14 protein-coding genes are annotated in these 22,681 nt (G+C 41.5%); 8 read left to right on the plus strand and 6 right to left on the minus strand.

Annotated features, from left to right (window positions below; translation table 11 throughout):
* Window positions 1–61 precede the first annotated feature (61 nt).
* The 4 genes from H6H03_RS00845 (at window position 62) to H6H03_RS00860 (ending at window position 4,426) form a co-directional block, all read left to right on the plus strand.
* Complete coding sequence (locus tag H6H03_RS00845; RefSeq protein ID WP_190953190.1) at window positions 62–1,474, plus strand: hypothetical protein; 1,413 nt, start codon at window positions 62–64, stop codon at window positions 1,472–1,474.
* A gap of 216 nt (window positions 1,475–1,690) precedes the next feature.
* On the plus strand, window positions 1,691–2,329 hold the full coding sequence (locus H6H03_RS00850) for a histidine phosphatase family protein (RefSeq protein ID WP_190953191.1): 639 nt from the start codon (window positions 1,691–1,693) through the stop codon (window positions 2,327–2,329).
* Between the two features lie 678 nt (window positions 2,330–3,007).
* Entirely contained in the window at window positions 3,008–3,967 is a 960-nt protein-coding gene (locus H6H03_RS00855) for an orange carotenoid-binding protein (RefSeq protein WP_190953192.1), read from the plus strand.
* A gap of 132 nt (window positions 3,968–4,099) precedes the next feature.
* Window positions 4,100–4,426: a hypothetical protein gene (locus H6H03_RS00860; RefSeq protein WP_199338641.1), complete on the plus strand. Its 327-nt coding sequence runs from the start codon at window positions 4,100–4,102 to the stop codon at window positions 4,424–4,426.
* Window positions 4,427–5,093: 667 nt separating this feature from the next.
* On the opposite strand, the gene H6H03_RS00865 is transcribed toward H6H03_RS00860, so the two are convergent.
* The 4 genes from H6H03_RS00865 to H6H03_RS00880 form a co-directional block, all read right to left on the minus strand.
* Window positions 5,094–5,714, minus strand: coding sequence for a pentapeptide repeat-containing protein (locus H6H03_RS00865; protein WP_190953193.1), 621 nt, complete (start codon window positions 5,712–5,714; stop codon window positions 5,094–5,096).
* Between the two features lie 1,076 nt (window positions 5,715–6,790).
* On the minus strand, window positions 6,791–8,320 hold the full coding sequence (gene trpE, locus H6H03_RS00870; protein ID WP_190953194.1) for an anthranilate synthase component I: 1,530 nt from the start codon (window positions 8,318–8,320) through the stop codon (window positions 6,791–6,793).
* Between the two features lie 207 nt (window positions 8,321–8,527).
* Complete coding sequence (locus tag H6H03_RS00875; RefSeq protein ID WP_190953195.1) at window positions 8,528–8,947, minus strand: photosystem I reaction center subunit II PsaD; 420 nt, start codon at window positions 8,945–8,947, stop codon at window positions 8,528–8,530.
* 289 nt (window positions 8,948–9,236) lie between these two features.
* Window positions 9,237–11,246, minus strand: coding sequence for a DICT sensory domain-containing protein (locus H6H03_RS00880; protein WP_190953196.1), 2,010 nt, complete (start codon window positions 11,244–11,246; stop codon window positions 9,237–9,239).
* Between the two features lie 912 nt (window positions 11,247–12,158).
* Between H6H03_RS00880 and H6H03_RS00885 the strand changes: the two genes are divergently transcribed.
* Entirely contained in the window at window positions 12,159–14,450 is a 2,292-nt protein-coding gene (locus tag H6H03_RS00885) for an amylo-alpha-1,6-glucosidase (protein WP_190953197.1), read from the plus strand.
* A gap of 443 nt (window positions 14,451–14,893) precedes the next feature.
* Here the strand turns inward: H6H03_RS00885 and H6H03_RS00890 are convergent, their stop codons facing one another.
* Together H6H03_RS00890 and H6H03_RS00895 are read right to left on the minus strand one after the other, a co-directional pair.
* Window positions 14,894–15,217, minus strand: a complete 324-nt coding sequence (locus H6H03_RS00890) for a DUF2973 domain-containing protein (protein WP_190953198.1) — start codon at window positions 15,215–15,217, stop codon at window positions 14,894–14,896.
* A gap of 307 nt (window positions 15,218–15,524) precedes the next feature.
* Window positions 15,525–15,842: a DUF2605 domain-containing protein gene (locus H6H03_RS00895; RefSeq protein WP_190953199.1), complete on the minus strand. Its 318-nt coding sequence runs from the start codon at window positions 15,840–15,842 to the stop codon at window positions 15,525–15,527.
* Window positions 15,843–16,223: 381 nt separating this feature from the next.
* Between H6H03_RS00895 and thrS the strand changes: the two genes are divergently transcribed.
* The 3 genes from thrS to H6H03_RS00910 all read left to right on the plus strand — a co-directional run bounded on the left by thrS (window position 16,224) and on the right by H6H03_RS00910 (window position 22,432).
* Complete coding sequence (gene thrS, locus H6H03_RS00900; RefSeq protein ID WP_190953200.1) at window positions 16,224–18,077, plus strand: threonine--tRNA ligase; 1,854 nt, start codon at window positions 16,224–16,226, stop codon at window positions 18,075–18,077.
* A 351-nt stretch (window positions 18,078–18,428) separates the two neighbouring features.
* Complete coding sequence (locus H6H03_RS00905) at window positions 18,429–20,120, plus strand: NAD(P)H-quinone oxidoreductase subunit 4 (RefSeq protein WP_190953549.1); 1,692 nt, start codon at window positions 18,429–18,431, stop codon at window positions 20,118–20,120.
* A gap of 485 nt (window positions 20,121–20,605) precedes the next feature.
* Complete coding sequence (locus tag H6H03_RS00910; RefSeq protein WP_190953201.1) at window positions 20,606–22,432, plus strand: lipoxygenase family protein; 1,827 nt, start codon at window positions 20,606–20,608, stop codon at window positions 22,430–22,432.
* Window positions 22,433–22,681 lie beyond the last annotated feature (249 nt).

A 22,681-nucleotide genomic window follows, 5' to 3' on the forward strand; every position in this document is an offset into this window, starting at 1 on the left:
ATTTATACAATCAGGTAGATTGTGTGATGTCCATTCTAGAGCCAATTAAACAATTTATAAAATGAGTAATATTTGGAGAAATGCTAAATATAATTTAATAGAAAAGATTATAAGACGCTATCCAGATTTACAGGATGTTTTAGAAACATGTGATTTTGAGCCTTTAATTAAGCGAGAAGATTATCGCTTGGTTGTTGTGCAACCGAAAGTAGCGATCGCCTGTAATTTACCCAAAGTTTTTGCAGAAGGTAATTGTGAAATAGACTTTAGCAACATCATTTTAAGAGATCTCAAAATTAGCTTAAATCATCAAGATATTTTGGGTCAATTAATGACTGGATTAAACACCCAGCCAGATTGGAGTTGTCGGAAGTTTTTGAAACAGCTAGATGGAGATTATTTTGAAGTAAATTTAGGTAAAACAACACTTATTTTATCTAAATTAGAGACGTTGGATTTGTGTTTTTGTGTTGATATAGTTTGCCAAGAATACAAAAAATCAATAATTCAATTTGAGAATTATCTAGAAACCTGGGATTTTGAATTTGTAGATTTTGCAAATATTCGGGGTTTTATCCTATTTTCTGTAGGTCAAAAATTATGGAAATTAATGCAGCAGTTCGCTGATGAATTTGATTATAGTAAAGGCAAGTCTGAATGGCATTTATTTGATAATGAAGATATGTCAATCCGAGTGAGTCGAGGAATTCACGATCATGCTTTTATATTGCCCAGATTTGATAGTAATTTAGCATTCGGTATTAATAACAAAATTAATATTATATATAAAATAAATAATGTTTGTTTTCAATCTTTTCAAAGAGGAAAAGTTACTTCTTGGCAACAAGACATTGGGCTAAGGGGAACCTGGACGGCTAAATATACTAAGCAGTGGTTATTAGAAAAATATATTCCTCAAGTGATTAGTTACTATTTAGATAAGTTTCAATTATCTGAAACTGAATTACTAGCCGAAATAATAAATTATCAAGGCGAACGCGTGCAGATACAGCAAATTAATGATATTAAAGATTTATTACCTTATCTTCGTCATATCCACTCTTGGTTACATATATATAAGGAAAATATTGCTGCTTCACTCTTGCAATCTTATTATCAAGCATTTACAGATTTAATACGCAATACTGATTCCTCAATCACAGGGATAGACTATATTATGAGAAATTTGCTTGCTGTTAATTGGCAGAATACACAAATAGAGATTCCTTATAACTTTAACCAGTGTAATTTTAAAGATGCTATGAATTGCTTAGATGAACAAGTAGCAAGAATAAATAATAGTAAATATGAAAATAGTTTCAAAGCAGACTTAATAACTCGGACATTTATCTGGATAATAGAAAACGGAAAAATTAGTTTTTCCCAAGCTCAATTAAATGCTGCTAAACAAGCTTTACAAAGCCTTTGGGAAGAAAGCCGTTTTGAAATGCGGCATCTGTTTGTTAATCAATAAAGCATAATATCTCAAAGAGGGTACACGGCTAATTGGATGTAGAAATGTCTGGGTACTCAGACATCTAAATACCTAGTACACCGTTGTCTCAAGTTAAAGTTTGTGTTGATTGACTTTTTTGGTTGATTACTTTGTCCTGGTGTTACATACTCCATTGCGAGATTGATGGTATTTTGTTTTTGCACAAACTCCTTTATCTCAATTGCGCTACAAGCTATGACACTCAATTTATATTTATTGCGGCATGGAGAAACTACTTTTAGTCAAAGTGGTAATTTCTGCGGCAAAACTGATGCGGAGTTGACAGCAGAAGGGATGCAGATGGCATCCGGTTTTGCCGATGTTTATCAACAATTGAAGTGGGAGGCTGTTTATGTTAGCCCGATGAAGCGCACAATTGCAACTGCCAAGCCATTTTGTGATGCTATCGGTATGGATATGCAGTTGCGTGACGGACTTAGAGAAGGTAGTTACGGCGAATGGGAAGCTAAGAGTAAATCGTTTGCCCAAGAGAATTACGCAGAAAATTATGTAAAATGGTTGACAGAACCGGCTTGGAATGCACCACTAGGTGGAGAAACTGCGGTAGATATTGCTAACCGTTCTATGCCTGTAATTGCTGAAATCCAAGAAAAACATCCCCAAGGTAATGTTTTAGTAGTTTCCCATAAAGCCACGATTCGGATTATGCTTTGCAGTTTACTGGGAATTGATTTGGGGCGCTATCGCTATCGGGTGAATATTTTGGTCGCGTCGGTAAGTATGGTTAAATTTGACGTTCATGGCCCTCTGTTAGAAATTTTAGGCGATCGCCATCATATACCCGATCATCTTCGCTCTCGTCCGGGAACATAATAGTCCCTACTAGGTATCGAGCCGAGGTTCCTAAGTTGCTATCCGACGACTTGAAAGCGACCAACTTAAAGTAGATATTGTGGGGCTGCTCTTTATTTAGGAAGTGGGTAGCCTTGGGATAAACTGTCAAGGTTTGAAACGATTCGTTAGTAGCTTCCAGATGACACTTTAGTTATGAGGCTGGCATTAACCAGCCTTTTTTTATTCAACTGTCAGAATTGACGTACTTACCATAGAATAAGTGGTTGCTGGAACCGTACAATGAAACTTGCTAACCTGATTTTTCCCAGAGACTCAGCCCAAATTAATTTTCTCTCTTAATCATCTTAAGTAGCTTGCAACATTATCTACTGTAATTCGAGTTGCATTGCTAGCGATCGCACCTGGTAGTATTCTGCTGTATGGAAAACCTGCGTTCAACATTAAAGGGGTGCAGATATCTTTCACCCTGCAAATAGCCTAAAGTTTACGGCCACTTTCGATGAATGTACTGTCTCATGGGAGTTCAGGCTTACCTTAGCAGCCATGAGTAAGGTTACCTTATGAATACCATATAATTTTTTGTGTACTTTAATTAAGTTTTGTGATATTTTCGGATATATGAGGTGCTACTTCATCCCCTAAAAACTTTTGTTTGAACTTTTTTTAGTTACCAATCTAGTAAGGTAGAACTGCAATATGCCATTTACCATTGATTCAGCTCGTGGTATCTTTCCCAACACATTAGCGGCTGATGTTGTACCTGCAACAATAGCCAGGTTTAATCAACTCAGTGCTGAAGATCAGCTTGCACTAATTTGGTTTGCTTACCTGGAAATGGGCAAGACAATCACTATTGCGGCTCCCGGAGCTGCAAGTATGCAATTTGCTGAGGCGACATTGAATCAAATTCGGCAAATGTCTTTTACCGAGCAATCACAAGTGATGTGCGATCTGGCAAACCGAGCAGATACACCAATTACCCGCACATACGCGGTTTGGTCTGCAAACATCAAACTAGGTTTCTGGTATCAGCTAGGAAAATGGATGGATCAAGGGATTGTTGCACCAATTCCCCAAGGGTATAAGCTTTCTGCTAACGCTGCTGCTGTTCTGCAAGCAATTAGGGAACTTGATGCAGGTCAGCAAATTACAGTCTTGCGTAATTCTGTAGTTGATATGGGATTTGACCCAAATAAATTGGATGGTCAAAAAAGAGTTTCCGAGCCTGTTGTTGTTCCTAAAGAAATATCACAGCGAACTCAAGTCAATATTGAAGGCGTTGACAACCCAGTAGTGTTAAGTTATATGAATAACCTTAACGCTAACGATTTTGATGCGCTGATTGAGTTATTCACATCTGATGGTGCCCTGCAACCTCCCTTCCAGAGACCGATTGTTGGTAAAGAGGGTGTCCTACGGTTTTTTAGAGAAGATTGTCAAAACCTCAAGTTAATCCCAGAGAGAGGAGTAGTTGAACCTGCTGAAGATGGTTTTACTCAAGTGAAAGTCACCGGCAAAGTCCAAACTCCTTGGTTTGGTGCTGCTGTGGGTATGAATATGGCTTGGAGATTCCTGCTAACTCCTGATAATAAAATTTTCTTTGTAGCTATTGATTTGCTGGCATCTCCCAAAGAACTATTAAACTTAGTTCGTTAGAAACATACTCAGTTTGAGTAAATTGTGACAAATTGGTGCGAACGCTCTGTGATGCAGGGCGTTCCCCTATTGTGGAGTAAAACGTGCAACTCAATATAAAATGGCTCGAACGATGATATTTTAGGTTTGATAATGCAAGTGAGTGATACAGAGTGGTCTGCAACAGAGAAACAACTGGCTCAAGTAGTCTTTAAAAGAGCCTACGAAAGAGAAATCAATGCTTTGATGGAAGAAGTTCGCGCCAGAGCAAGTGCGATCGCAGAACTTGATGATATGTGGCGCTTACATGACTTCTTAAGTGCAAGAAGACATGACATAGATGGGAAGTATGACTACAGATATTCTGTACTAATCTTTGTGTTTGCTAGGTTAGTCAAAGAGGGCTGGTTAGCTCTTGATGAATTAAACGAACTCGACAAAGATAAACTGACCAAAGTAGTAGCTCTTGCAAGAATGTAAAATAAAACTTTCAAAGCTTACCTTTTAACTTCAAACTTTCTCTTGACTCTGTGTTCTCTGTGTTTCTGTGGTTAGAAAATAAATAATTGATTTAACTATAGAGATGCAGAGAACACAAATATTAAGCGAAGTATTAAAGCATCTCTGCTGAAAAAATAATAAGAAAATACGTCCATACCAAACCGAAAGATAATTAAAGTTTAAATAACTTAAGACTTACGCACGAGTTACGGAATAACGAACCACAGAGGCGCAGAGGACGCGGAGAAATCAGAGTTTGAGAGATATTTTGCGTAATTCCTATAACTAAAATATTTATTAAAACTACACTAATATTCTTAACAAGAGAGGTAGAAGGTAAACCTTCTGTCTGATGGGCGATCCTTCTGGCGACTGGAAGGGAGCGAAACGGGCGGTTAGAAACCAATACGGTTCAGTTAAGAAGAACAGTAGGTTGGGTTGAGCGGCAGCGAAACCCAACAAAGCTTCGATAATATTGGGTTTCGTTCCTCAACCCAACCTACGCTAGTTTTAGTTTTTAGCCTTAACTGAACCGTATTTGGTTAGAAACCCTAATTTTCCATTAGTCCGCTTAGGCGGACTTTGCTTGTGTAGCCGCGAATTCTATTCGCTAGGGCTTAAGGCTAATAGCATCTCCCAACGATGGTTAACCCACCTTAATTAAGCTTGCTTCCGGCAAGGTGATTCCGTTGAGCAAGCAGTTCTCTAGATGTACTTGAGTGAGATCTACTTGTGTTAAGTCAACGTAACTGAGATCGGTTTTCAAGAAAATGGCTTTGGTGAGATTGGTATGACTGAGGTCTGCTTTGCTCAAGTTTGCTCCAGTCAGGTTTGCACGACTCAAATCTGCCCTAGCCAAGTTTGCACCACTGAGGTTGGCATACCGTAAGTCTGCTCCAGCGAAGTTTGCACTGCTAAGATCTGCATCACACAGATTTGCTAAACGTAAGTCTGCTTTGGCAAGGTTTCCTCTGTGCAGATCTGCCTTGGTGAGAGTTGCCCGAATCATGTTAGCAGCCTTGAGGTTTGCCCAAATCAGATTAGCTCGACTGAGGTTGGTTCTCCATAGAGATGCCGCAGTCAAATTTGCTTGAGTCAAATTAGCTCCAGAAAGATTGGCATGAGATAAAGTCGCATTCGCCAAGTTAGCTCGATCTAAAGTGATTCCAGCTAGGCAGACCTCGCTGAGGTTAACCAAGTGCAGGCTTACCTGGGTGAAATTTCTCTCTCCTGCACAATAGCGTTTGAGAAGTTCATCAGCATCCATACAGCCCGCCTTCTAAATCTCCATTTTTTACCTGAAAATCAGACTATCCAATCAATAACTGTTGGAAATATCTTTATGTCACTTTTCACTGTTAGCAAAGATACTCAACGAGGAAAATAAACACAGTTGCGATCGCTTTGCAAAAGCTACAAGAATTTCTTGTTGTAGCTTTGGATACCGAACAATGAAAACTTACCTTGAATTTATTGCTTAACAGTGGTTTTAGGCATTTTTTAATTTTTATTTCATTATGTAAAGAAATATAACAAAAAATATTACAAATAAGCAATACTTCTTCATTATAAATTGATAAATTTTATTTATGAATAACTTATTGTAATGTCTTTTTCCTTATTGAACTATGAGAGCGATCGCAATTCTAATTCCATTAATGCGTGGTATTCCTTGACCAATCTGAAATAGCCTACTTGCTGAGTTCTATTTTTACTAGTTCGATTGCTGTGTCAAGCTTTTATAAAAAATTTACATAAATTTACATCTCTTCGCAGTTTCGTAAAAACAAGGCCAAATTTATTTTTTCGGCTTAATTTCAACGTATTGCTTCAAATTTACGAATTTTCCCCCATTGACGAATATAATAACTTAGAGGCATAACTATGAAAACTAATTTTAATTACCCAAAAAATATTTAATTGGATCGATTATTTTTAGATGTACTTTCAACAACTTTGAAACCATCAATTGAAAATTTTGATGTTAATTGGATTTATAAATCTTCCCAATTTATCGCGTTATTGTGGATATGTAGGTTTAGAAGTAGCAGAAATTGTTGCCAAATACCTTGCTGTTCAGAGTAGAACTTATGTAATTCAAAATAGAAGAATACTAATATATCAACTTTTAAAGTCTGGTCTGGATTCTCATACAGCTAATCGAACAATTACTGTATTGATATCAAGTCGAATCTTACAATCAACCAATATAAATCAGTGTGCCATTCATGAGTAAGTGTGGTATGGGGCATCGGGATATAAGAGAGTATGGGAAGATTATAAAAAAGCTTCACACTATTCACAAACTTCCAATGCCCAATGCCTAATGCCCAGTCTCTAAATTTAACGCAAACAACGAATTGCTTCTAATAAACCTCTAGCTTTATTTAGCGTTTCTTCGTATTCTTTTTCAGGTTCAGAATCAGCCACCAAACCTGCACCGGCTTGCACGCTGACCGTGTTATTATGCACGACCATTGTGCGAATTGCTATAGCACTATTTAATTGTCCTTCAAAATCATAATATCCGTAAACACCAGAATAAACACCCCGACGACTAGGCTCTAATTCGTGGATAATTTCCATTGCTCTAATCTTGGGCGCGCCGCTGACTGTACCTGCTGGAAAACAAGCTTTGAGTAAATCCCATGCTGTTTTATTGTCTGCTAATTTACCCACAACATTACTGACAATGTGCATTACATGGGAGTAGCGTTCAACTACCATTAATTCATCAACTTTGACGCTACCAGTTTGACAAACACGCCCTAAATCGTTTCGCCCTAAATCAACAAGCATCACATGTTCGGCAATTTCCTTAGGATCTTGCAGTAAATCCTCAGCAAAAGATGTATCTTCTTGGATGGTTTTGCCCCGTGGACGCGTTCCTGCGATTGGACGTAGAGTTGCGATCGCTCCACCATTTGGATCGGTTTCTGCTTTCACCATTACTTCGGGACTGGAACCGATGATTTGCCAATCTTGGAAGTGAAAATAAGCCATGTAAGGCGAAGGATTTATTTGACGTAAAGAACGGTAAAGAGCAAACGGGTCACCTGTATATGTTGTTGATAATCGCTGAGAAATAACTACTTGGAAGATGTCCCCAGCTTTAATATATTCTTTTGCTTTTTGCACGCTTGCACAAAAATCAGGGCGAGTAAAGTTACTCTGATACCCCTCTGCTCCCCTGCTCCCCTGCTCCTCTGCTCCTCTGCTCCCTGGTGGCTTCCATTCCAGCCTAGTTTTTTGTGGCGATAGGGGGAGAGATAGCTTTTCGAGCATTTGGGTAACGCGATCGCAAGCTTTTTGATATGCTGCGTGTAAATCAACTTGCGGATCGCGTAAATCAGCATAGGCCACTGCCCAAATTTTCCGTTTCACCTGGTCAAAAATCAACAGGTGGTCTACCTGCATCCACAATCCATCGGGAATATTTCGCTCATCTGGTGGATGAATTGGTACGCGCCCTTCAATCCAGCGAATCAATTCATAGCCCCAAAACCCAAACAAACCACCAATTCCTGGCGGTAGCTGTGGCAATTTCACTGGGTGATAAGGTGCTAGACATTCAGCTAAAGCTGTAAAAGGGTCGCCAGCAAAAACTACCTGAGAGCCATCGCGGTTGATTTGAGTTGTGCGATCGCCTCTTGCTTCCAAAACCCACAAAGGATCGCAACCCACTAAACTATACCGCCCCAGTTTTTCTCCACCTTCTATGGATTCCAACAAAAAGCTATAGGGCTGACCGGCACAGACTTTATACCAAGCAGATACTGGCGTATCTAAATCTGCCACCCATTCCTGGTATACCGGAATGAAGTTGCCTTGTACAGCTAGCTGTGAAAATTCAGAAAAATCGGGAAATACCATAAATAGCTAGGGGGTTGGGGACTCGGGACTGGGCACTGGGGACTGGGGACTGGGGACACTTCGACAAGCTCAGTGCATCGCTGGGGACTGGGCATGGGAGATTGGGTATAGGAGGGCATTGGTTATTCCCCCTATCTCCCTATTTCCCCATCTCCCTATCTCCCCATCTCCCCATCTCCCCATTCCCCAATACCCAGTAACTAATCCCTATGCATCATAGGTGGGTGTACCACTGAACTTGAGCTGTGCAGGATTGGGGTTTTGTCCGATGCGGCGTGCGACGAAACGTACTTTTTCACGGCCTTCATTCACTTTTTCGGGGAAGACACCATCAGCTGGGTGAATAAAAGTAGTTTCTCCGTTGGGGTAAATCCGGTAAATTCTGTAGTCTGTAATCTTGAATTTACGGAGTTGACCACCCAAAGCGATGCCTTGTTCTTTCCGGGCTAAGTACAGCAGGTTTTCGCCTTTGACCATAGTAGCAGCACCACCTGTAGGCAGTTCAAATACTTGGTCTTTGGGGCTAGTCCAGGTGATAGCGTACTTTTCTTCCACTTCTGCTTTAGAAAGCAGTCCGCCAGTGTTGCCAGCAAATCGTGGCGTTTGTCCAGAGAGTGTTTCAGCCATAAAGTGTTCTCTCAACGTTTTTAGGGCATACTAACATCGTAATAAGGATCGTATTGCGATCGCGTCATAGACTGTAACAGTTTTTAGTCATTTTTGATTGGGCATTGGGCATGGGGCATTGGGCATGGGCAGGGGAGATATAACTTATGTGGAACGCAAAAGTTAGTCTTTAGATATTCACCGATGAATCTTTGATACTCGTGAACGAGCCTTTAATACTCGTGAATGCAATTGGGCGTTCCACCTGTCTCATGCCCAATGCCCAATGCCCAATGCCCCATGCCCATCCCTACTTAGTCTTAACTTTCGCCCGCTTTTCTTCTTGGCTACTTTGAACAATTGGGATGGTGAAGTGAAACTCACTTCCCTGGTCTTTTCCGGCTGACTTAGCCCAAATTTCTCCACCCCAGCCATTGACAATTTGACGACAGATTGCTAGTCCAAGTCCAGTTCCACCAGTGGTGCGTCGGAGCGCTCCTTCTTCTTGATAGAAACGGTCAAAAACGATTTCTAAACGATTCGGTTCAATACCGCGTCCTGTGTCAGCCACAGTAACCTCGACCATTTGATGGCTGTTGCGAATCGCGTTAATGGTGATTTCTCCTTGGGATGGCGTGAATTTACAAGCGTTATCTATGAGTTTTGCTAGTACTTCTACCAGCCAGTCACCATCAGCTCTGACCAAAGGTAAGTTTTGGGGAATTTGAGTTTGAATTTGGGGGGGCTTTTCCGTTGAGGAGCGAGTACGAAGGCGGCTGAGTGCCAAATCTACACACTCTTGTAAAGTCAGGGATTCTGGATGCCATTCCACGCGACCGCTTTCTAAGTTGGAAAGGGTAAGGAAATCTTGCACGAGTTTCCGCATTCGTTCTGAGTCAGCCAAAGCAGTGTTGAGCATCACCTGTTGCAATTCCAAGGGCATATCTGGCTCGCTAGCCAGACTTTCTAGGCACACTTGAATGGTGGATAGGGGGGTACGCAGTTCGTGTCCGGTAATGGCTATGAGATTGCTGCGGGTGCGGTCTAGAGCTTCTAGCTGCTGATTGAGTTCTTCTAGGTTGGCGTAAGCTTCGGCTTGGATGAGAGCAGCTCCCACTTGGGTGGCGATCGCTTTCACCAAATCCAATTCCCCTGGTTGGCACTCGTGCGGTGGCATCTGGCAGTAGTGTAATTCCACAATGCCTAATAATCGTCCTTGATAAAATACTGGTTCCATCAGCCAAGAACGGATGGCAAACTTTTTGGCAATCAAAGAAAGCCCGGCGGAATTCGTAACGCGAGGATCGCTGAGTGTATCGCTGATACAGACCCCTTCCCCTTGTTGGATGATATCCCGAAATAGGGCATTTTTCTCTAATTCCCAGGTTTGTCCGCGAACAGATAAAACACCAGCAGTCAAAAATTCATGTTCAATGATCGCTTGCTTATCCGTAGCTTGAGCGCGGTAAATTAGACAGCGACAAGCATTGAGGTGTTGCCCTAATTCTTGTGCTGCTATTTGCAGAACTTCGTGAGGATCGAGCGATCGCCGAATGGCTGTACTAATGGTATTGACTAATCGTTCTTTTCGTGCCTTGGCAGTAATTGAACGGTAGGCTTTGTGCAATTTGTACTGACTAGCTTGCAGGTAAGTAACCAAGCGTTGCACAAACGGATCGGTGTCAATGTCACAAGCATATTCGCTGATCTGTTCTGCTCCAAAGTATGTTCTCGTCTGCCCAATGCCAAACCTCTGACGTGCCCGCTCAATTTTGCTTGCCAGTTCTGGCCTGTAGATCAAAATCCTCTCTAACAGTAATTCGGCGGCTTTGAGGCTAACTCCCCTTTCTGATGTCCAAATCCCCTCAAATCTCCGCGCTGTATCCATATCCAGACTAGGGCTTTGCTCTGGTACTTGCTTGTTTTTGGCAATAGAACCGAGGTTTTCTCGACAAACCAAACAAGTCGCGTAACTGTCAGCAATCACAACCAAATGCCACTCTTGACTTAAGCCATCCTCTGGCTCAAAAGCTACCTTTTCGTAGTGTTCCGAACTGTTCGCGAAATCAGTTTCCGGAGCCGACAATACGTATATTTGATTACTTCGCAAGGCAAGCCGCTGATAGCGATGAGCTTCTTGGCGGTAGAATCGCTCTCGCTGGAAACTAGCAATTATAAGCGGTTGAGCTAAAGTCGCAGCCAAAACTTGATCTTCCATCGCGTGGGAGAGCGCCGTTAGTGAAGCCTTAAAATATAGCTGGGGCCGCAAGTACGGTAGGGACTTTAGGAGATCGCTCAGCACAGAAGTCGAAATGCTCATGAATTATCGTTAAACGCCCAATCTCAACAAGATCCACGTCACAGCTGCATTGTACAAATTCCAAAGGACTCTCAAGTTAAATAGACAGTTTCAATATGTAAAGAACGCTAAAAAGCACTTTCTGATTAAGCAAATGCAACACTTTGTTACTAATTAGCAGGAGTGGGTGCAGCTAGCTTCATTTACAAAATTTAAAAGTATTGAGTAGGAAATAGAGCAACAGCGGCAATGCATTTGTCTTTCGCACCTTGGCGTGGCGTAGTCATTTGCCACGATCGCTTTGTTCTTAACTCAAGTCTTTTTATCCATTGGCTGACATTGTGATGTTTTAAATGATAGACCACTAAGCCCAATATACATTCTCGATCGCCTTTATCGTCATCGAACAAAGCAAAAGTAAAAAATTAAAAGGTAACTTACTGTGCTAAATTACCCTCTTAAAGGAGCGATCGCTGGTTTGAACTCTTCAATAAAATTCCGTGTGTCTTCATTTCCCTGCCACAATGACCAGTTGATAGCGTTGAGATAAACACTCAGTGGATGAAGTATTGATGACTATTTTAGTCTGAATTGTTGAAAGGAATTAGTAACAGGGAACAGGGAATAGGCAATAGGCAATGGGCAATGGGCAACAGAGACTGCGTATGGTGAGGCCTTTATACCCCACTAATTGAATGGCACATTCAATTCGTGAGGAACTCAAAAAAGAGGATTTTATCTAGAATAAAACTCTTAACAGGGAGGAACGACCTTTTAAGATTTTCCTATTGCCTATTGCCTGTTGCCTGTCCCCTACCGTATTTTGAAATTTTTTTACCTTGTATCCTCTTTGAGGATGTATTGCACGCAATCGAGAACAGCTATAAATAATACGATCGCCAAAATATAGACTTGTAGACGGAACTTTGCCTAATGACACCAGATGCACTCATAACCCCGGAAAAAATTTTACTTGATGGAAAAACTTTTATTGCTGCCGATCAATTACCTATTCCAGAGTGGCCTTGTGTTGTCAGTGAAAGACCACAGCCAACACTGACGGTTAAAGATGACGATTTATTTTTAGTCACAGATACTATAGGAAACATTTCTGGCTGTTCCCTCAATGATGGCAATCCCAGTATGGGGCTGTTTTGCTGTGATACGCGATTTCTCAATCGTTTGGAGTTGCAAATTGAAGGGCGATCGCCTGTACTCTTAAGTAGTACTGCTGAAAAAGGGCTTTTACTCTCAGTTTTGTGTACCAACCCCAGAATTGACGAACGCCTCAGAGCCGAAACTGTGGGAATTCGCCGGGAAATGGTGCTAAATGGCGCACTATTTGAAGAAATCGAGGTATCTAACTACAGCACAACCACCATCAGTTTTGAACTCAGTATCAGCTTTGACGCGGATTTTGTTGATTTATTTGAAGTTCGGGGTTACGAGAGAGAAAAACGGGGTAGGCTTTTACGCCTAGTGGAGCCAACGGCTGAAGACGGAATATTTTCTCTGGTGAATGGTGTTTCACCTGTAACCAAAGAGCTACACGCCTCTAGAGAAGAATTTTTAACACTCGCCTATCAAGGTCTCGATGGCTCGGTGATGGAATCGCGTCTGATATTTCAACATCGGCAACCAGACTATTTCAAAGGTTACACTGCGGTTTGGCAGTTAGAGTTGGCTTCTCACGAAACCCAAAAACTCGGCTATCGGGTGAACATGGTGACCAACAACAAGTCCACTTCAACTGTCAGCGCCCCCGCCACCTTAGGACAGGCGAAAGCTGCTGAGTGGATGGAAGAACAACACTGGGTACAACAAATTACACGTATTAGCTCGGATAAAAGCATTTTCAACCGAGTAATTGAACGGGCTGAGGAAGATATGTATTTGTTGCGCCAGTCTTTTGGCAAGTATAAAACTGTTTCCGCCGGAGTGCCGTGGTTTTCTACATTGTTTGGGCGGGATTCGTTGATTACAGCTTCCCAAACTCTGATGTTAAATTCGCAAATTGCCAAAGAAACCCTGATACTACTTGCGACATACCAAGGTAAAACCGACGATGAATGGCGGGAAGAAGAACCGGGTAAAATTTTACACGAGTTACGTTTGGGGGAAATGGCTCGGTGTCAAGAAATTCCCCATACACCCTACTACGGTACAGTTGATGCCACTCCTCTATGGTTGATGCTATATGCTGAATATTATGCCTGGACTAATGACCACGAACTCCTAGAGCTACTTTGGCCGAATGCTCTAGCAGCAATGGAGTGGGTCGATCGCAATACCCAACAAACCGGCTACCTCAGCTACTACTGTAGATCTAAACGCGGTCTTGCTAACCAAGGTTGGAAAGATTCTGGTGATTGTATTGTTGACCACAAGGGAGAACTAGCCAACGGCCCCATTGCTTTGTGTGAAGTGCAAGCTTACGTCTATGCGGCAAAAATGCGCTTAGCAGAAATAGCCAGGATGAAGAAGCGCCTTGATTTGGCAGACCGTTGGCAAGAAGAAGCGAAAAATCTCAAGGTGCGTTTTAATCGAGATTTTTGGATGGAAGACCAGGATTTCTGCGCCTTGGCTTTGGATGGAGATGGTAAGCGAGTAGATAGTATTACCTCAAATCCCGGTCATTGTCTGCATTTGGGCATCTTCACACCCGAAAAAGCCTACAGTGTGGCAGAACGTTTGCGGGCACCAGATATGTTCAACGGTTGGGGCATTCGCACCCTGAGTAGTTTGTCACCTGCTTATAATCCAATGGGCTATCACATTGGTTCGGTGTGGCCACATGATAACGCTTTGATTGCAACGGGATTGCGATCGCTCGGTCTTATCGATCAAGCTTTAGAAATTTTCCAAGGTTTATTTGACATGACTAGCCAGCAATCCTACCAACGTCCTCCAGAACTTTTCTGCGGGTACGAACGTAACGGTAATAATGCGCCTGTGCAATATCCAGTCGCCTGCACTCCCCAAGCTTGGGCTACTGGTAGTATCTTTCAACTACTGCAAATGATGGTCAACTTAGTGCCTGATGCTCAAAATAACTGTTTGCGAATTATCGATCCGGCTTTACCAGAATCCATTAATCGCCTATCCTTTCACAATTTGCAAGTTGGTACCACTATCCTAGATTTAGAATTCGAGCGTTCTGGTGGTACAACTGCTTGTCGCGTTGCCAAAAAACGCGGTAATTTGCGGGTAGTTATCGAAGCATAGCAAGGGAGTCGGGAGTGGGAAATTTTCCACTCCTACTCCCTTTTTCAACCTAGTGGACAGACGCGGTTTCTAACCGCCCGTTTCACTTTTTCTTCGTTCCAAACGAAGGTTACACCATTAAGCACGAAATACACATCCATGCTTGATAGTCTCAAGAAGATGTATTTACGTTGTCAATACGCTGTGTTGTAAAAACTTACAGTTACATCGAATGACAGGAATACTGCGGTTACTAACTACTGCTGTGTATACCGTATCAGAAGTATGGGGAAGCGATCGCCAATAAAATAAACCTTCGTTGGGTGCTTTCCACGTTAACACCTCCACTAAGGTTTGTTCTAAATCTTTAACTCTTAATTCCTAACTCTGGTAATTTGAGATTTGAAATTTTCCCTAACAATCCAAAATTCCAAATCCAAAAAATCCTTCCTAACTTTCTTTTATTATGCTTCTTCAGAATTTTCTCTCTTATGCCCTGGAGATGCTTCATAAAGCGCATCAAGATGTTGACGAGCATCTTCAACATTAATCGAACGCATTACCAATAATGGCTCTTTAATTAAGTTGCCCGCGCTATCTAATAACTCTGGATGGGGTACAAATTGTTTTCTTGATGCGTAATAACCAAAGCTACCTTGATTACCTGAAGAATTCGTTGGGTAAGTTCGCTCCCGATCGAAACTGAACATAATCAGGTTACGAATTAAATTACCAACAGCTATAAATGCAAGGATTGTAAAAGCAAAGATGTAAAGCAGGTGTAACATTGGATTTTCCTCCAGGGCAGCAATTTTTAAAAGTTTATTTTGTAACGTTTTGGTTCGCCGACGCTGTGGCTCACATTAATTAAGCTAACAGTGAGGCGAAATATTTAAGGCACTTTTTGTGCGCTTGCATTGATATGGAGCAATCTGTCAACCGTTATTCCACTTACGGTAACATAGGATACATTCTTTTGTTAATGAAAACAAACTTAAGATAATGTTAAGAATTTTGTACTATTTGTTTAACGACTGAATGTGTCGTTTTCCAATTGTTAAGCTGTCTGTGGTGTCTAACTTTAGCTAATGCTATTTAGACTTCAGGTGCTTGACGAAAGCGCATTGCCACATTCCAACATTCTGTTACTAATTGATGCCAAGGCATTAAAGTTGCCATATCAATTCCGACTTGTCCGTCAGTAGCACTAAATAGCATTTTTGCGGTGTTGAGTTCTTCTTGAGCTTGCTTAACACGACAGAGCAAGTCTGATTGCTCTTTGTTGCTCATAAATGAGAGTCGCTCGGTTTCGAGTAAGTCGCGCGATCGCGTAAACCAATACTGAAAATCGTCCAGCAGGGGTTCTAAAACCGTTTTCAGCAACTGAGTCCCTGGTAAATCTGAGTCTCGCATAAATTAGAAGAATATTTCCAACTTTCTTACTAATATTAACGTTATTTACGATTCTTAACAATTATCTTATCTCTCTCACACACAATAAATTTAAAAAAACAACGATTTGTAACAAAAAGCACACTTTTGATTATATATTTTTGCTAAGGGGTTTGTACAGATCCTTTGGAAAGGTGTCTATAAGATGGGCATAGGGCATTGGGCATAGGGCATAGGGATGAGGGAGATGGAGGAGAGAAGAGGACAAGGGGACAAGGAGAATAACTCCCAACTCCTCACTCTTAACTCCCAATGCCCCATGCCCAATGCCCTATACCCAATACCGCTATAGTTGAATAAGCTTACAGATTCAGATCGATCCTTTTTGTAATCACTTCGCCAATGGTTCAGCAGCCAATGTCGCTAAAATTATCATCAAATCCTTCGGAAGAGTCAGAAAAACCTGAAAAAATTTATTTACCGCGTACCAGCGAATCGGAGAAGTTAAAAAAGATTCGCCACACTGCTTCCCATGTGATGGCAATGGCGGTACAAAAGCTGTTTCCCAAGGCGCAAGTTACAATCGGCCCTTGGATTGAAAACGGATTTTATTACGACTTCGACAACCCAGAACCCTTTAGCGAAAACGATCTAAAAGCCATCAAAAAAGAGATGGTCAAGATTATCAATCGCAAATTGCCAGTGATTCGAGAAGAAGTCAGCCGAGAAGAAGCCAAACAGCGGATTGAGGCAATTAAGGAACCTTACAAGCTAGAAATCCTAGCAGATATTAAAGAGGAACCAATCACAATTTACCATCTGGGGAATGAATGGTGGGATTTGTGTGCAGGGCCTCATGTGGAAAATACTAGTGAATTAAATCCCAAAGCCATTGAATTAGAAAGTGTTGCTGGCGCTTATTGGCGTGGTGATGAAACCAAAGCCCAACTACAACGCATCTACGCTACTGCTTGGGAAACTCCAGAACAACTTGCTGAGTATAAGCGACGCAAAGAAGAAGCGCTGCGGCGAGATCATAAGAAACTTGGTAAAGAACTAGGATTATTTATATTTTCTGACTTAGTAGGGCCGGGTTTACCCTTGTGGACGCCCAAGGGTACCCTGTTGCGGAGTATTTTAGAAGACTTCCTGAAACAGGAGCAACTAAAACGTGGTTATTTACCTGTGGTAACGCCCCACATTGCCAAAGTCGATTTATTTAAAACCTCTGGACATTGGCAAAAATATAAAGAAGATATGTTCCCTTTAATGGCAGATGATGAAGAAGCAGCCGCCCAAGAGGTGGGCTTTGTCATGAAGCCCATGAATTGCCCTTTCCACATCCAAATATATAAGAGTGAGTTACGTTCCTATCGAGAACTACCCATGCGCTTGGCAGAATTCGGTACTGTTTATCGCTACGAACAATCCGGAGAATTAGGCGGTTTAACGCGGGTGCGTGGTTTTACTGTAGATGATTCTCACCTCTTCGTTACTCCAGAACAACTCGATAGCGAATTCCTCAACGTGGTGGATTTGATTTTATCGGTGTTCAATAAACTACAACTAAAAAACTTTAAAGCTAGACTGAGTTTCCGCGACCCAGCTAGTGATAAGTACATTGGTAGCGATGAAGTTTGGGATAAAGCTGAAGGTGCAATTCGCCGTGCAGTTGAAACCTTGGGGATGGAACATTTTGAGGGAATTGGAGAAGCGGCGTTTTATGGGCCGAAACTGGATTTTATTTTCAGTGATGCCTTAGAACGGGAATGGCAATTGGGGACTGTGCAGGTAGATTACAACTTGCCAGAACGTTTTGAGTTAGAGTACGTTGCTGAAGATGGTTCTCGCAAACGTCCGGTGATGATTCACCGTGCGCCTTTTGGTTCGCTGGAAAGGTTGATTGGTATCTTAATTGAAGAGTATGCGGGGGATTTTCCCTTGTGGTTGGCACCAGTGCAAGCTAGATTACTGCCAGTAGGTGAAGCACAGTTAGATTTTACTAAAGATGTAGTAGCCAAGATGCGGGCATTGGGTATCCGTGCAGAGGTGGATACTAGTGGCGATCGCTTGGGTAAACTTATTCGCAACGCAGAAAAAGATAAAATACCTGTAATGGCAGTCGTGGGAGCCAAGGAAGTAGAAACCAACACCTTGAGTATCCGCACCCGCGCCTCTGGGGAATTGGGAACTATATCTGTGGATGAGGTGTTGGATAAGATGAAGAATGCGATCGCTAACTTCGAGAACTTCTAACAATCTCTTAGCTATTACCCACCTACAAACTTCAGATCTTAAGCCTAACTATAGCAATTGCCAGTTAGGTTAGGACATAAATTCATCGTCAAACCCCTCGACCAAGAGACTTTCTTTGCCTATTGCCTATTAACTCTTGCTTGCTTTTTATAACTTTCCAAAATTTTAGCTGAAATACCCGCTACTCTTCCTAATGTGGTAGCGGGTATTTTTCGTCTACTCAAAAATTCAACTGTCAAAGCACCTAAAGATCCGTCTATGCTTATCCAGGGTAAAGACTTATGAAGAGATTGTTACAAAGTTTAGTAGAATGACATCAATCACAGATAAGTATTTTTTCCTATACACATGATGATAGCGGATCGATTTCCTTGGCTTACCGCGATTGTCTTGCTGCCACTCATTGCTTCCCTGCTCATCCCTGTGCTGCCTGATAAAGACGGCAAGCGCGTGCGTTGGTATGCACTGGGTGTAGGTATCGCAGACTTTGGCTTGATGTGTTACGCCTTTTGGGAGCATTACGATGTCAGTAGTGCTAATTTTCAACTCGTGGAGAACTATGCCTGGGTACCTGAGTTAGGCTTGAACTGGGCAGTATCGGTGGATGGAATTTCATTTCCACTTGTGCTTCTAGCAGGATTAGTCACTACACTCTCGATTTTTTCAGCTTGGCAAGTTAATCACCGACCCCGCCTTTTCTATTTTCTGATGCTTGTGCTGTATTCCGCACAGATAGGCGTGTTCGTTGCCCAAGACTTGCTACTATTTTTCATCATGTGGGAAGTAGAACTAATTCCCGTATACCTACTAGTGTGCATTTGGGGTGGACAGAAACGCCGCTACGCAGCAACAAAATTCTTGCTTTATACAGCAGCAGCTTCGATATTTATTCTAGTGGCAGCCCTAGCAATGGGTCTATACGGCGGTGGTAATATGTCTTTTGATATAACCGCACTTGCCATGAAGGAATACCCACTTGGTCTACAATTGTTGCTTTATGCAGGATTGTTGATTGCCTTTGGTGTCAAGCTGGCTGTTTTCCCCATGCACACTTGGTTGCCTGATGCCCACGGAGAAGCATCGTCTCCTGTGTCCATGATTTTGGCTGGTGTGTTGCTCAAAATGGGCGGATACGGACTTATTCGCCTCAATCTTGAGATGCTCCCTGATGCACACATTTATTTTGCACCCGTTCTAGCCATTCTGGGAGTTGTCAACATTATTTATGGTGCATTAAACTCCTTTGCTCAGACCAATATGAAACGGCGTTTGGCTTATTCGTCGATTTCACACATGGGATTTGTACTGCTAGGTATTGCGTCCTTCACTGATTTGGGAATCAACGGCGCGATGTTACAGATGATCTCACATGGTTTGATTGCATCGGTGCTGTTCTTCTTGGCAGGTGTTACTTACGATCGCACCCACACTATGGTAATGAAAGACATGGGTGGTATTGGTCAAGCCATGCCCAAAGTCTTTGCTCTGTTTACAATCTCAGCGATGGCATCCTTGGCTCTCCCTGGTATGAGCGGTTTTGTTGGCGAACTCTCGGTCTTCCTTGGCATCACAACCAGTGACATTTACAGTTCAACTTTCTGCACTGTAACGGTTTTTCTCGCCGCAGTCGGAGTCATCCTCACACCCATCTATCTACTTTCCATGCTGCGGCAGGTATTTTATGGTAAAGATGCAGCACTTCTATGCGATATTAATAATGCAAACTTGGAAAATCAAGAAGACGAGGGAACAGTTTGTTTTGGTACAGACTGCCTCGTGCCAGAGGAAGCAGTCTACGACGATGCCAGACCTCGTGAAGTATTTATTGCTGCCTGTTTTCTGCTGATAATTATCGGCATTGGCTTCTACCCCAAGGCAGCTATGCAGATGTACGATGTCAAGACTGTGGCAGTTAACGCTCGTATTCGCCAATCTTATGCCATAGCTTCCCAAACAAACCCCCACATTTACGCTAATAAGTTTTTGGTTCCGACGAAAATCCCAGAAACTGAGTTAACACCTGTTTTAGGAACTTTGAAGTAATTTACAGCAGAATTCAGAATTACAACAACCTTTGAGCCTAGCTTTTACACCTAGATAATGTACTTCATTAACTGGAAATCTGCTGTAAGTATAATACAGTCCGCAGGATAGTACTTAAGTACTATCCTGCGACGTGCTTCATTTACGTAAAAAGCGCTATATCAATATTTAGCCTTACTAGCTGTAAATCTTAATCAGCAATTGTTGTTGTATTTGGTGCTGGTAAAGTAAAGATTCTGTTGGCGATCGCACCACACCGCCTAAGCAAATTAACTGAATACTATCTCCTGGATCTGGGTAATTATCGCTAATATCGAAATATTATTTAATATTTTTTAAGTAATTTCACTTAAATAGTTTTGCGGAAAATACAGCATAATTTGTGGCTAAGGTAGTAAAAACGCAAGTACAACAACAGGAAATATAAGACCTGAAAAACTTGATTTTTACACCGTTGGTAGTTGAGAATCCAGGAATTCTAGATCATGAATTACTCTAAAACAACCACAGTCAAAGATTTTACATTACTCAACGATACTCAGGCGAATCAACAAATTTCGCAGAATATAGAAAGTCGTTACCAATGGGAGCGAACCTATGAGAACTTACCTGGCCATGTCAAAGGTGTTCCCAGGGGAGAAGGATTTAGTATATTCAAAATCTTCATTTTTCTTTTCACTGCTATTAAAGGTGTAATAGGTTTACTGACAGCACAATTTCTACATTTATTTCCTTACCTTTGGGGCAAGTTTAAAAAAGGCGAAATTGTCTTTACAGGTACGGCAGACTTGGGATTAATAAAGATTTTCGCTGATTTCAATAATTGGAATAGCCTTGAAGAATTTAATGAGTTCTTTAAACCTTGGACATTTTTCCAAAGACCAGATGTAGCTAAAAATTGGCAGTCAGATATAGAATTTGGTCGCCAACGTCTCAATGGGATGAATCCAGTATTGATACGCAAATGCAAGGCTGAAGATATTAACCCTGGTGGTAAATTTGCAGTTACCAATAAAATAATTAACCCAGTTAGGGGTAAGAATATCGACCTCACATCAGCATTAGCAGAAAATCGCTTGTTCATCTTGGATTACCCAATCTTCGATAACATTACCACTGCTGAATTATCAGACCAATTAGGAAGATACATCCAATCTTCAATTAGTCTTTTTTATGTAGATGAGCAAAAACAGCTTGTTCCCATTGCCATACAGTTAGAGGAAAAAATTAGCACTGAAAATGATATAGTTAAAAAAATCTTTACGCCCAACTCACTACCCGAAGAATGGGCAGTAGCTAAGTTAGCTGTAGCTGGTGCTGACGCTGCTTACCAAGGGATGATTTCTCACTTGCTCTATACACATCTAATTATTGAGCCTTTTGCAGTAACTACAAACCGAAAACTATCGCCACAACACATTTTATATCAACTGTTAAAGCCTCACTTTTTCAACACCTTGCCCATCAATAATATGGCTCGTAATGTATTCCTTGGCAGAGGTGGTTTATTTGATAATGTAGGTTCAGTGGGTTATGTAGGTTATAATAGGGCTTTAAATAGAGCATATAACGGTATCAACCATAACAGTGAAGCAAGTGAAAATCAAACAGAAGGATTAAATTTTTACGAGTTAGCTTTGCCTTATGATTTGGGAAAACGTGAGGTCAAGGAATTACCAAATTATTACTATCGCGATGATGCATTATTAATTTGGAATGCTATTAAAAAGTATGTAGATGATGTATTGCGATCGCACTACAAAAATGATGCAGAAATCATTGGCGATCGCCAGCTGCAAAACTGGAAAGATGAACTGCTCGATAATGGCAACATTAAAGGACTGCTGACTCCTGATAAATCAAATCAGCTAAATACATTAGATGATTTGATTGAGATTGCTACCATCATTATTTTTACAGCAACTGCTCAGCATTCAGCTGTCAATTTTGGTCAATATGACTATGCAGGATGGATTCCTAATAACCCATTTGCTATTTACAAGCCTTTCTTGGATGTGTTTAAATCTGAAAGTCAAAATAAAGCAACACTTCCCGAAAGGTTGCCAAATCGCTTTCAATCTATTGTGCAAATCGTCCTCGTGAAAGCTTTAACTATAGCGCCACCATACTCCAGCAAATCTCTAGCGACTTTGAGAAATCCTTTCTCCGATCCTGTAGCAAAGCAGGCATTTCAAAAATTTCAGACAAATCTTCGAGAAATCGAAACAAAAATATCTGTCCGTAACGCATCTGTTTCTCAACCTTACACTTACCTTCTCCCCTCCAAAATTGCACAAAGTATTGCAATATAGGGAACAAAGAATAGGGATTTTCGTTTAAATTTAACGCATGGTAGGGTAGCACAGCTGTGCTACCCTATTTACTTAGACATAATTAAATGTAAAATACAACTCAGCGAAACCCTCTACTATTTATTGAGGGTTTTACCTTCTGCCTTCTGCCTCCGTTCGGCTGACGCTCACGGCGAAGCCTGCCTCCTGCCTTCTACTTAAAACCAGATGAACAAATTAGCCCTTTCCGTGGGATGCTGGTTGATTGAT

The sequence above is a fragment of the Nostoc paludosum FACHB-159 genome (genome assembly GCF_014698835.1).
GTDB classification, from domain to species: Bacteria; Cyanobacteriota; Cyanobacteriia; order Cyanobacteriales; family Nostocaceae; genus Nostoc; species Nostoc paludosum.